14 protein-coding genes are annotated in these 11,899 nt (G+C 60.5%); 3 read left to right on the top strand and 11 right to left on the bottom strand.

The window, feature by feature from the left end:
* The first annotated feature begins 231 nt into the window (after positions 1-231).
* Both ACKUG4_RS09625 and ACKUG4_RS09620 read left to right on the top strand, forming a co-directional pair.
* Entirely contained in the window at positions 232-435 is a 204-nt protein-coding gene (locus tag ACKUG4_RS09625) for a hypothetical protein (protein WP_143491825.1), read from the top strand.
* 137 nt (positions 436-572) lie between these two features.
* Positions 573-1,352, top strand: coding sequence for a c-type cytochrome (locus ACKUG4_RS09620; protein ID WP_445434029.1), 780 nt, complete (start codon positions 573-575; stop codon positions 1,350-1,352).
* Positions 1,353-1,461: 109 nt separating this feature from the next.
* On the opposite strand, the gene ACKUG4_RS09615 is transcribed toward ACKUG4_RS09620, so the two are convergent.
* From ACKUG4_RS09615 to ACKUG4_RS09570, 10 genes are all read right to left on the bottom strand, one after another.
* Positions 1,462-2,265, bottom strand: a complete 804-nt coding sequence (locus ACKUG4_RS09615; protein ID WP_064594642.1) for a transglutaminase family protein — start codon at positions 2,263-2,265, stop codon at positions 1,462-1,464.
* Entirely contained in the window at positions 2,262-3,212 is a 951-nt protein-coding gene (locus ACKUG4_RS09610) for an alpha-E domain-containing protein (RefSeq protein WP_007959974.1), read from the bottom strand. The genes ACKUG4_RS09615 and ACKUG4_RS09610 overlap by 4 nt, the downstream gene beginning before the upstream one ends.
* 12 nt (positions 3,213-3,224) lie before the next feature.
* Positions 3,225-4,634 (bottom strand): circularly permuted type 2 ATP-grasp protein, encoded by a 1,410-nt coding sequence (locus ACKUG4_RS09605; RefSeq protein ID WP_039769936.1) that lies wholly within the window; start codon positions 4,632-4,634, stop codon positions 3,225-3,227.
* A 476-nt stretch (positions 4,635-5,110) separates the two neighbouring features.
* On the bottom strand, positions 5,111-5,458 hold the full coding sequence (locus tag ACKUG4_RS09600) for a ribonuclease E inhibitor RraB (protein ID WP_007959978.1): 348 nt from the start codon (positions 5,456-5,458) through the stop codon (positions 5,111-5,113).
* Between the two features lie 210 nt (positions 5,459-5,668).
* Positions 5,669-5,902: a hypothetical protein gene (locus tag ACKUG4_RS09595; RefSeq protein WP_236189485.1), complete on the bottom strand. Its 234-nt coding sequence runs from the start codon at positions 5,900-5,902 to the stop codon at positions 5,669-5,671.
* Between the two features lie 216 nt (positions 5,903-6,118).
* The gene (gene speE / locus ACKUG4_RS09590; RefSeq protein WP_007959983.1) at positions 6,119-6,994 is read right to left on the bottom strand and encodes a polyamine aminopropyltransferase; all 876 of its coding nucleotides are present in this window, start codon (positions 6,992-6,994) and stop codon (positions 6,119-6,121) included.
* 134 nt (positions 6,995-7,128) lie between these two features.
* Entirely contained in the window at positions 7,129-7,320 is a 192-nt protein-coding gene (locus ACKUG4_RS09585; RefSeq protein WP_007959984.1) for a PLDc N-terminal domain-containing protein, read from the bottom strand.
* 71 nt (positions 7,321-7,391) lie between these two features.
* The gene (locus ACKUG4_RS09580; RefSeq protein WP_085649378.1) at positions 7,392-7,922 is read right to left on the bottom strand and encodes a hypothetical protein; all 531 of its coding nucleotides are present in this window, start codon (positions 7,920-7,922) and stop codon (positions 7,392-7,394) included.
* A 90-nt stretch (positions 7,923-8,012) separates the two neighbouring features.
* Positions 8,013-8,531: an ankyrin repeat domain-containing protein gene (locus ACKUG4_RS09575; RefSeq protein WP_039769928.1), complete on the bottom strand. Its 519-nt coding sequence runs from the start codon at positions 8,529-8,531 to the stop codon at positions 8,013-8,015.
* A gap of 96 nt (positions 8,532-8,627) precedes the next feature.
* The gene (locus tag ACKUG4_RS09570) at positions 8,628-10,466 is read right to left on the bottom strand and encodes a long-chain-acyl-CoA synthetase (protein ID WP_445433885.1); all 1,839 of its coding nucleotides are present in this window, start codon (positions 10,464-10,466) and stop codon (positions 8,628-8,630) included.
* Positions 10,467-10,855: 389 nt separating this feature from the next.
* Here ACKUG4_RS09570 and ACKUG4_RS09565 point away from each other — a divergent pair, with 389 nt between their 5' ends.
* Complete coding sequence (locus tag ACKUG4_RS09565; RefSeq protein WP_039769924.1) at positions 10,856-11,134, top strand: DUF3509 domain-containing protein; 279 nt, start codon at positions 10,856-10,858, stop codon at positions 11,132-11,134.
* Between the two features lie 78 nt (positions 11,135-11,212).
* On the opposite strand, the gene mtnC is transcribed toward ACKUG4_RS09565, so the two are convergent.
* Positions 11,213-11,896, bottom strand: coding sequence for an acireductone synthase (mtnC, locus tag ACKUG4_RS09560; RefSeq protein WP_064594630.1), 684 nt, complete (start codon positions 11,894-11,896; stop codon positions 11,213-11,215).
* Between the last annotated feature and the right edge of the window lie 3 nt (positions 11,897-11,899).

Here is an 11,899-nt window from a genome sequence, read left to right as displayed (position 1 = left end):
GCAGGCGACGGATTCAATGACCACAGCGCTCAATGACGTTGACGCGCACGCTCAGACGGACGGTCATCCATGGCTTGGTTAACCGGTTCAGGTGAGCGAGCTGTCTAGCAAACGGGCGGCAAAGAAGCTGGCAATGGGCCTCATGCCTTTTTAATCGCGACCGGCAGCAAGTACATACGAAATGGATCTAAGCAAAGCGTGACGCGGGCCCTAAGGTGAAGATGTACGTTGTTGTCGTCGGGTTTTGCCGAGGCAGACGTTCTTCAACAGGAAGTGCAGCGCTTGCCATCATGGATATGCAGGCAGGCATCAGGAAATAACAAAAAAGGCGGTCAAGCCATGTTCAAACAACCAAAAGTACGGCAAGCAGGGCTCATTCTTTTCGCCACGACGCTGTTGTTGATTCTGCCGAACCTCACCAAGGTCATCGGCTGATTCAAGCGGCAGGTATTGTTCATCGCCACTGAAAATGTGACTGGCCCGCTATCCGGGCCAGCGTGGCTGTGCCAACCTTTGCGCACTTCCACGACACGGACGGCGATCACTTGAAAACGCTCATTCTGTTCGGGGCCATGCTGCTGAGCATGCCCCTGTCTGCCGCGCAGCTGAACCTGGAGCTGGGCGCGAACAGCCGCACCTGGCAGACCGAGGAATTGCTCAAGCATCCTCAGGTACAAACCCTCACGGTCAAGAATGATGTGTCCTACAAGAAGGACATGACTTATCGCGCCGTGCCGATGGCCGCGCTGCTGACCGGCATCAAACCGGACGATCACCTGCAAGCCGTAGCGCTGGACGGTTTCGCCGCCGAGCTGTCCGCCGCGCCGCTACTGAACAATAAAGGCTCGCGCGCCTGGCTGGCCATCGAGGATCCGGCGCAGCCCTGGCCGCCGCTGTCGGAAGGCAAGCACAGCGCCGGGCCGTTTTATCTGGTGTGGACCGATCCGCAGGCCGACAATATCAGCCCGGAACAATGGCCATTCGAAGTGGCGAGCATCAAGCGCATGGCACCGGTGGCCGAGCGCTTCCCTGCCCTGTTGCCGGATCCTGCGTTGAAGGCCGATGACCCGGTGAATCAGGGGTTTGCGCTGTTCCAGAAGAACTGCCTGGCCTGCCATCGCCTGAATGGCGCAGGGGATGCGCAGTTCGGGCCGGATCTCAATATTCCCTACAACCCGACCGAGTACTTCGGCGCGGACTTCCTCAAGCGCTACATCCGCGATCCTCAGAGTCTGCGTCAGTGGCCGCAGGCGAAGATGCCGGGGTTTTCTGCCGAGGTGTTGCCGGATGCGGATCTGCAGAAGCTGATCGGGTATTTGCAGCATATGGCCGGGCGCAAGGTTAAGCCTTGATGCCTTCCTTGTGGGAGCGAGCCTGCTCGCGATGCGGTGTCTCAGTCATGCACGTGCCGGCTGAAAGATTGCCATCGCGAGCATGCTCGCTCCCACAGGAGTAGTGCGGTTATTGCTGCTGAACCGAGATCACAGGTGTCGGCGACACCAGCACTTTCGCATGCATCTGCTCTGACCCGCCGCCCCGGCGCATGCCGCGCACCGGGCAGGCATCCAGATAATCCAGACCCACCGCCAGTTTCAGGTGCCGCTCCGGCCGCGCCAGTTCATTCGTCACGTCAAAGCTGTACCAGGCGTCATCGATCCAGGCTTCGGCCCAGGCGTGACTGGCGAGATGCTCACAATCCTCGCTGTACAGATAACCCGACACATAACGTGACGGCACCCCGAGACTGCGCGCGCAGGCCAGAAACGCGTGGGCGTGATCCTGGCAAACACCCGCCCGCCCGGCGAATGCCTCGGCGGCGCTGGTGTCGACTTCAGTGGAACCCGGCTTGTAAGTCATGTGCTGGTTCAAACCGTGCATCAGGTCGATCAGTGCATTGCGGTCGCGTCGCTGCTTGCAGGATTGTTCGGCAAACGCCCGCAACGCCTCGTCAGCCTCGGTCAGCCGGGTGAACCGCAGGAACGGCAGCGCCGACTGACTCTCGTGCTCCGCCTCGCGCAATTCGTCGATATCAACCTGCCCCCGGGCGCCGATGATGATCGCTTCGTGGGGCTCGTCCATGGTCAGGACGTGCAGGATGTTGCCGAACGGATCGAGCTGGGCGCGCACCGGGCGCGGCAGGTCAAGCTGCCAGCTCAGCACGTGCTGACGCTCGCTGTCGTGGGGTGTCAGGCGCAGGTACTGGATGCTCGCGCGCACCTGATCTTCGTAGTGATAGGTGGTCTCGTGGCTGATGGAAAGTCTCATGCGGCCTCCAGGTAGGAACTGTGAATGGCGTTGCCCAACTGGCGCACCAGCGGGATGAATTCGGTGAGCCAGGCGTGCAGCCCTTCCTCGAGAATTTCTTGAATGCCGGTGTAGCGCAGACGCGCGTCCATTTCCGCTGCCAGGCGTTGGGCGGGACGGCCGTTGGCTCCCGGTAACTGCGCCAGAATCTGGTCGATCTCTTCCGTGCAGGCCCGCAGCGAGCGCGGCACATCCGCACGCAACAAAAGAAGCTCGGCCACATGCCGGGCGCCGGGCGCATCGCGATAGATCTCGGTATAGGCCTCGAACGATGACAAGGCCCGCAACAGCGCACTCCACTGGTAATAGGCGTGAGCGGTGCCGTCGCTGACTGCTTCCGCCTGATCGCCAGCCATTTCGTAACGCGCATCGAGCAGGCGCAACGTGTTGTCAGCGCGTTCGATAAACGTACCCAGGCGAATGAAACGAAACGCGTCGTTGCGCATGATGGTGCCGTAGGACGCACCACGGAACAGGTGCGAACGCTCCTTGATCCACTCGCAGAAGCGACTCATGCCGTAGCGGCTGAGGCCCTGATTGGCGATCCCGCGAATCTCCAGCCAGGTGGCGTTGATGTTCTCCCACATGTCGGCCGTGATTCGCCCGCGCACCGCGTGGGCGCTGGCTCGCGCCGCGCCGAGGCAGCTGTAGATGCTCGCGGGATTGGCCGCGTCGAGGGCGAAGAAATGCAGCAAGCGCTCGGCGTGCAGCTCGCCGTGACGTTCCAGGTAATCGTCCAGCGTGCCGGTGATCAGCAGCGGCATCGCCAGTTCGTGCAGACCGTCGCCACGGCCGTCCTGCGGCATCAGCGACAGCGAATAGCTGACATCGAGCATCCGTGCGAGGTTTTCCGCCCGCTCCAGGTAACGCGACATCCAGTACAGATCCGAGGCAGTTCTACTTAACATGGCAGGCTTCCTTCAATCCTCGACCACCCAGGTGTCCTTGGTTCCGCCGCCCTGGGATGAATTCACCACCAGAGAGCCTTCACGCAGGGCGACACGGGTCAAACCGCCGGGCACGACCCGGGTTTCGCGGCCGGACAATACGAACGGGCGCAGGTCGATGTGGCGCGGCGCAATGCCGTTTTCGACAAAGGTCGGACAGGTCGACAGTGACAGCGTCGGTTGTGCGATATAGGCGTGAGGCTTGGCCTTGATCCGCTCGCGGAACGCATCGATTTCCGCGGTCGTCGCCGCCGGCCCCACGAGCATTCCGTAACCGCCGGAGCCCTGGGTTTCCTTGACCACCAGATCTGGAAGATTGGCGAGGACATGGGAAAGCTCGGACGGGTTACGGCATTGCCAGGTCGGCACGTTCTTCAGGATCGGTTCTTCGTCGAGGTAGAAACGGATCATCTCGGTGACAAACGGATACACCGATTTGTCATCCGCCACGCCGGTGCCGATGGCATTGGCCAGCACCACGTTGCCGGAGCGATAGGACGACAGCAGTCCCGGCACGCCGAGCATCGAGTCCGGGCGGAAGGCCAGCGGATCGAGGAACGCGTCGTCGAGCCGGCGGTAGATCACGTCCACCGCTTTCGGGCCGTCGGTGGTGCGCATGAAGACCTTGTCGTCGCGCACGAACAGGTCCGCGCCTTCTACCAGCTCCACGCCCATTTCCCGGGCGAGGAACGCATGCTCGAAAAACGCGCTGTTGAAGCGTCCCGGTGTCAGCACCACGACGCTCGGGTCGTCGATCGGGCTCGAGCTTTTCAGGGTGTCGAGCAGCAGGTTCGGGTAATGATCGATGGGCGCGATGCGCTGGGCCGCGAACAGCTCGGGAAACAGACGCATCATCATCTTGCGGTCTTCGAGCATGTAGCTCACGCCGCTCGGCGTGCGCAGGTTGTCCTCGAGCACGTAATACGTGCCGTCGCCGTCGCGCACCAGATCGACGCCGGAGATGTGCGAATAGATATCGCGGTGCAGATCCAGCCCCTGCATCGCCAACTGGTATTGCTCGTTGGCCAGCACTTGTTCGGCGGGAATGATCCCGGCCTTGATGATGCGCTGCTCGTGGTAAAGGTCGGCGAGGAACATGTTCAACGCCTTGACTCGCTGAATGCAGCCGCGCTCGACAATCCGCCATTCGCTGGCGGGAATGCTGCGCGGAATGGTGTCGAAGGGAATCAGACGCTCTGTCCCCTGCTCGTCCCCGTAGAGCGTGAAGGTGATCCCGGCGCGATGGAACAGCAGATCGGCCTCGCGTCGCCGCTGGGCCAGCAGCTCGTCAGGTGTCTCGGCCAGCCACCGGGCAAACTCCCGGTAATGCGGGCGGATCTGGCCGCCGGCATCATACATCTCATCAAAATAGGTGCGGATCATGCCGTACTCCTTGTCACTCCGGACATACAGGCCTTCGCAAGGCCCGTGCCATCGGCATAAACGCTTTGATTTCAATCGGTTGGATATTCACGTCACATGCACCGCACCATTCCTGTGCGGCAAATGCTCCAACCTGATCGCCCCCGCTTCATTGCGACGCAGTCCCGTCGCCTATCACCAGCATAGTCAGAGTTGATTTCACTGCCCGCAGGCCACCGCGGATAATCCGCGCATCCGCTGCAAAAACGTCGCTGACGAAGTACGCAGCCTCACTGATCCGGCTTGCCTCGGCAGCCCTCCCGGCCGTAACCCTGACCGGTTTCCTCTCCTTCCGGTCTTCCCTTTCAGCCACCTTTTCAGGTGGCTTTTTTTTGCGCCGGTTTCTTGTTTCAGGGTTTTGCCATGCGCTTTCGGGCCGTAGAAACGACAACGGCCGACCCGAAGGTCAGCCGTAGCTCGACGTGTTGCGAGAGTGATCAGTTCAAACGATGCCGGTTGCGGATCTCCTGTTTCACGCCCCAGCCCTCGATGATGCCGCCCAAGGGCTCGACCACCGCCGAGAAGCCCTGCTCGAAATCGCCAATGTCGTCGTAGGTTGCGTACATCACCTTGCTCAATTCCAGAGACCAGGCGCCGTCGTCGCGCGCACTGACCTGGGCATTGATGGATTCACCGCGAAATTTGCCTGCCGCCCTGCGTGCCCGCTCCTCGTCCGGGAAAATGGCGTAGAACTCGATGGGATGGAATCGGGAAAAATCGAAACCGCCTTCTTTCATGCGGCGCAGCACGCTGCTGCTGATGTCTTCTTGATAGGCTGTGCTCATGAATCGTCCCCCTCGCATAGATGGATAGACTTTCCGTATTCCCTGCACTGGCCCAAAGGGCCCGGGTGCTTACGGCAACCGCGTTGCCGGCGGGAAACAAGCATGTAGCTGACAAGACCAGACCTTAGCGATCCGTTCGCTGATCTCGCTTGCAGAGTAGCCCCAAGATAGAGCCGCTGCCAAGGCCTGGTACATGAAGAAAATGAAGATTCAGATTCGGGTGATGCTGCGGATTTCGATGCTGTTCTGGGTTTTCAGGCTTTTTACGCCGGCATCGGCGGTGCGCCCTTCCAGATCGTTCAGGTCAAGCTCGGCGGCGACGGGAAGCAGTCGTTCCTTGATCAGTCGTGCGGCCTCATCATCGCTGGGGCATTCCGCACGCTCGAAGACTTCATCGACAATTTCACCGTGATCATCCACGAAAGTGACTTTCCACTTTTGCATTGGAGCCTCCTCGAACAAACCCGCAAATGGGCTTACCTCTATCTCGACTTTTGTCAGGATTGATCGTTCAAAAGGTTTACATCCGCCGAACATGAAAAAAAGTTATCCCATATAGAAGCGGGCTTGCTCGCGAAAGCGAACGACCAGTCAACTCTACGTTGAATGATAAGACGCCTTCGCGAGCAAGCCCGCTCCCACAGGGGTTTTACAGTGCTTTTAGTCGTTGCTTGGCTTGTTCACCGCCTGCAGCACGTATTGCGGCAAGGCGAAAGCACCGATGTGGATTTCCGGGTTGTAGTAGCGGGTGACGATGCCGCTGCCGATGAAGCGCTGTTGCAGAACTTCGCGGCTCAGCTTGCGGTAGGCCGGGTTGGTCGAGCCCCAGGCGAAGGTCATCGAACCGCCGATGTAGGTCGGCACGGCCGCCTGATAGAAGTGCCAGTCCGGGAACAGGCTGCGCAGGCGCCCGGCAGTGGTTTTCACTTCTTCGATCTGCATGAACGGCGTGCCGTTCTGGGTCACGAGGATACCGCCCTCGTTCAGGCAGCGGTGGCAGGCCTGGTAGAAGTTTTCCGAGAACAGCACTTCGCCCGGACCGATCGGGTCGGTGGAGTCGGAAATGATCACGTCGAACTTTTCGGTGGTGGTCGCGACGAAGCGCATGCCGTCGTCGATCACCAGATTCAGGCGTGGATCGTCGTAGGCGCCCTTGGAGTGGTTCGGCAAAAACTCTTTGCACATGTCGACCACGGTGCCGTCGATCTCGACCATGGTGATGTGCTCGACGCTGGCGTGTTTGGTCACTTCGCGCAGCATGCCGCCGTCGCCGCCGCCGATGATCAGCACACGCTTGGCGGTGCCGTGGGCGAGGATCGGCACGTGGGTGAGCATTTCGTGGTAGATGAATTCATCGGCTTCGGTGGTCTGGATCACGCCGTCCAGCGCCATCACCCGGCCCATGCGCGGGTTCTGGAAGATCACCAGGTGCTGGTGTTCGGTGCGCACTTCGTGCAGCAGTTTTTCCATGCGAAAACGCTGGCCGTAGCCTTCGTAGAGGGTTTCCAGGTATTCGCTGGTCTTGGTGACGGTCATGGTGAAGTGCTCCGATGAATGCGCGGGCGCCAATCGTCAGGTTCGATTGCCCGGGAAAGGCGCGCATTCTACGTTGCCGAAGATGACAGGTCGAACCTCAGTTCATCGGCCCGACCCGATCAGGGTGCGAACGGTCAGATCCGCACATTGCCCCGCGGCCCGGCAATCGCCCAGATGATCAGGCCCAGCACCGGCAGGAGGATGATCAGCAGTACCCAGAGGATTTTCATCCCGGTCTCGGCGCCGCTTTTCAGCACATTGATGATCGCCCAGATGTCGAGCGCAAGAATGATCAGGCCAACCAGGCCGTTGAACGTGGAACCCATGGTGTCGCTCCAGAATAGTGGCATGCACTTTTAGGATAGACGGTCGCGCTCAGGGTTCCCTTTTATTGCGCTCAGACGTGAACGGCGACCTTCAAGGCTTCCAGCGACGACGCGGCGGCGATACCGACTTCGGCGCACAGTTCCAGTACGCGCGGCACATCGTTGCCGTAGACCAGCACCACTTGCAGCTCGTCGTCGAGCAACTGGCTGAAGTTCATCAACGTGTAACCGCCGTTTTCCTTGTTCAGGCTGCTCATCTGTACCTGGATGCGGTTGAGCGCGGTCAGCGCCTCGGTTTTGGCCAGTTGCTTGGGCTTGAGGTTGAATTCGACGCCCGGGCCGAACGAGGCAACGATCTGCGCGAACAGTTCGGCGTAGGTGTCGGCCTGGAACAACACGGTCTCCGGCAGGCTGCCGACCACCACCCACTCGCCCAGCGGAATCGGGAAAGTGTCGTCGTAGTTGATGTCCGGGTTGGCGGTCAGAAAAGCGTCGGCATCGGCGTAGGCCTGTGCCGCTTCGTCAGCGACCTTCAGGATCTCGTCTTCGCCCATGCAGCCGGAGCTGATTTTGCTGATGAGTTCGGCGAGTGCGGCTTTCATGGGGGCGGATCCTGTGGCGAAGGGAATTTTGAGGGCGCGAAGGATAGCGCATTCTCGCCTTCGCCACAGAGCGGGTTGCGGCCAGCGGCCTCAGCCCAGCAGTTTTTCCAGCTGCGCGGTGGTGTCCACAGCGCCCATGGTGCGGGCCGCGTCCAACGCGGTGACGCCATTGGCATCTTTGGCTTTCGGGTCGGCGCCCTGGTCGATCAAGTAGTCGACGATTTCAACACGGTTGAACATCGCCGCCATCATCAGCGCCGTGCGGCCATCGAAGGAGGCGCCTTCAATCTGCGCCCCGCCCTCGACCAGGGCCTTGACCACGGCCAGATCACCCTTGAACGCCGCGCCGGCAATCGGGCTCTGGCCGTTGCCATTGCGTTGTTCCGGATCGGCCTTGTGCTTGAGCAGCACCTGCACCGCGTCCACGTGGCCGTAGTAACTGGCGAGCATCAGCAGGGTGTCGCCTTTGCTGTTCGTCAGGTTCACCGGCAGACCGGCAGTGATCAGGCGATCGAGCATCACCGCATCGCCCTCGCGCGCCTTGTTGAACACCTGTTCAGTGAATTCGGCGGCTTCCTCGGGGGTCATCTGGCGGCTTTGGTCAGACATGGTTCACTCCACTTTCGGTCAATCGGAAAGCCGATAGTTTCCCGAGCACGGCGATAGCTGTCATCCCCTTTTTTCCAAGTCCGCCGATAGCCAATATCAATAGCGGTATTTGCCTGCCCGAATGTCGGCAAGAATTTCATCCGTCACCTGCACGTAGGTTTCGGTCCCCGGCAGCCAGGCATAAATCGGGTCATCCCCCGTCTGGCCGGGGTCGAAACCTTCGTTTTTCAGGCGGGTTTTCTGGTATTTGAAGGTGCCGGTGGTTTCCATCTTGACCTTGACCCGCAGGAACAGCGGCACCGCGTAGGCCGGCATGCGTCGGCGGGCGAAGGCCAGCAATTCGGCGAAATCCAGGGTCGCCAGCGACTCGGCCGGGGTAATCGCCGCCATCCCGGCGCGACCGTTGGTGTTGGGGATTTCCACGCCATAGGCCACCGCTTCGGAAATGTGCGGATGCTGGAGCAGCAGATTTTCGACCTCGGTGGTCGAGACGTTCTCGCCCTTCCAGCGATAGGTGTCGCCGAGACGGTCGACAAACTGTGCGTGGCCGAAACCGATGTTGCGCAGCAGATCGCCGGTGTTGAAGAAGCGGTCGCCCTTGGCGAACACGTCCTGCAGCACGACCTTGGCGGTTTTCTGTGGATCGGTGTAGCCGTCCAGCGGTGCCTTGTCGTCGATCCGCGCCAGCAGCAGGCCCCGCTCGCCCCGGCCGACCTTGCGCATGAATCCGTCATCGCCGCGAATCGGCTCGCCGCTGTCCTGGTCGTAGGCCACCAACTCCCAGGCCATCAGCGAGAAGCCGATGGTGTTGTCGAAATTGAGGATGTTGGTGAAGCCAATATTGCCGTCGCTGGCCGCGTACAGCTCGCAAATGTGATCCACGCCGAAACGGGTCTTGAACTCGGCCCAGGCACCGGGCCGCAGACCGTTGCCGATCATCTTGCGCACGTCGTGACGGCTGTCGTCGGCGCTGAGCGGCTGGTCCACCAGATACCGGCACAACTCGCCGACGTAACCGATGGTGGTTGCGCGGTAACGACGCACATCGCTCCAGAACTGCCGGGCGCTGAACTTGCGGCGAATGGCGAAACCCGAGGCGCCATTGACCGCCGACCCCCAGCACACGCAAAGCCCGGTGGCGTGGTACAGCGGCAAGGTGCAATAGACGATATCGTCCGGGCGCATATCGAGAGCGATCATGCCGAAGCTCGCCGAGCTGCGCATCCAGCGTCCGTGCTTGAACACGCCGGCCTTGGGCAAACCAGTGGTGCCGGAGGTGTAGATATAGAAACAGGGGTCATCGAAAAAAATCTGCCGACTGCTGGCCGGGTTGTCGCCCGAGGCGTCGGCACTGGCGCTGATCAGGTTGATATAGCCCTCGGGCGCGATGCCCGGATGGCTGAAGGTATCCTGATCGGCAACGAACCAGGCGCGCGCTGCCGGGATCGACACTTGATCGCGTACCGCCGCAAACGCCGGCAACAACTCTTCACCGACGACAATCGCCGCCGGCGTCACCAGATTGATGCTGTGGATCAGCGTATCGCGGGTCTGCGAGGTATTGAGCAGCGCACTGACGGCGCCGACCTTGGCCAGGGCCAGAATCGTCACCAGCAGTTCCGGGCGGTTCTCGATGAACACCGCCACCACATCGCCTTTACCGATGCCCTGCCCGTTCAGATAGTGGGCGATGCGGTTGGCCCACTGGTTGACTTGTGAATAACTCAGCACTACCTCGCCCGACAGCAGCGCGGGGCCCTCGGGATTGCGCAGGGTCGCCTGCTCGAATGTCCAGCCCAGGCCACAGGTTTGGGTCGGATCCGTGACGTTGGCCACCTTCATGCCTTTCACCACCCGAGGGATGGCTTTGGCAATCATCGGCAGCTTGCGGAGCATCATGCCCCAGGTAATCGTGTCGCTCGGCGCGTGGCGCATGGCAGCTCCCGTTCGACCTTGACGTGCAGGCCGGATTTTTATTGTCGGGCAATCGGGTGACGCAACCGGCGCTTCTCGAGCGAGGGTCGAGGCCGAAAATACGTCAGGGCTTCGCGGGCTGTACACGCGGTTTTTGCAATGTTTTGTATCCGCCCGGCGCTGCAACGCACAGCGGGATTCCGGCCGGAGATATTGGTTCCATCGGATCGACAGTGATCCCGCAAAATGCAGGATGCACGATGGCCATTCATGCAGATTGCACGACAGACGAAACGAACTGATTTTATAACTTACTGATTTACAACGATTTTTATAAACAGAAATACTGGCACAATCGCTGCAACTCCCTATACATGCTTGCCATTCAAGTGCATACGGAGCTGAAAGACATGAACCTGATCCAAGAAAAATTTACCTCCCTGTTCTCCAACTTCGCCGTCACCACCCAGCCCCGTCCCGATGGCGGGATTCTGCTGACGCTGAAGAGTGCCGACGGCAAAGTGTTCAAGCGTGCACTCACCTATCAGCAGTTGCATACCGGTGACCAACTGTCGTGGGCGATCAGCGCGATCCGTCGTGATCTGGCAGAACAAGCCAGCGAGCTGCCGCAGATCGGCATGTTGCAAAGCCAGCAGCGTTTCGCCCTGCCGACTTATCACTCGATGTAATTCGAACACCGTATAAACAGACAGGCCGTGGAGCTTTCGCTTCACGGCCTGTTTTTTTTGCGCGTCGATTGGGTGAACTCAGAACGCTTCCGGCTCAATCCCGGTAAAGCTGTCGACGGTCACATGCCCTGCCAACTCCCCGCCCTCACGGGCCAGGCCGCAGGTTTGCAGGCCGGCGGCCTGGGCGGCGTCGAGTTCCTGGACGATGTCGGACAGGAACAGGATCTCCTGCGGCTCGACCCCGATGGCCTGCTGGATGTTGCTGTACGACTGCGCTTCGCGCTTGGGGCCCGACGTGGTATCGAAGTAGCCACTGAACAGCGGCGTCAGATCCCCTGCTTCCGAGCAGCCGAAAATCAGCTTCTGCGCCTGGATCGAACCGGACGAATAAACAAACAGTTGATACCCGGCCTGATGCCAGCGCTGGAGCGCTTCAACGGCGTCCGGGTAAACATGGCCTTTCAACTGCCCGGCCTGATAGCCCTGTTCCCAGACCATGCCCTGCAACGCTTTCAGCGGCGTGGCCTTGCGGTCTTCGGCGATCCACGCCAGCAGAACGTCCACGACCCTCTCGACGTCAGCCTGCGGTTCGTTGCTGTCGCGGCGCACGGCGTCCAGTTGCTCGGCAACGTCTGCACGCTGGGCATTCTGGCGAACGAAGTCCGGCAGATGTTTCGCCGCATACGGGAACAGCACGTCGAACACAAAACTCACCGCGCTGGTGGTGCCTTCGATGTCGGTGAGAATGACCTTGATCGACATCGG

This window comes from Candidatus Pseudomonas auctus (assembly GCF_048654275.1).
In the GTDB taxonomy this organism is placed as follows: Bacteria; Pseudomonadota; Gammaproteobacteria; order Pseudomonadales; family Pseudomonadaceae; genus Aquipseudomonas; species Aquipseudomonas pharyngis.
Note: the sequence above shows the minus strand (reverse complement) of the source record. Positions and strands in the feature narration are given on the sequence as shown.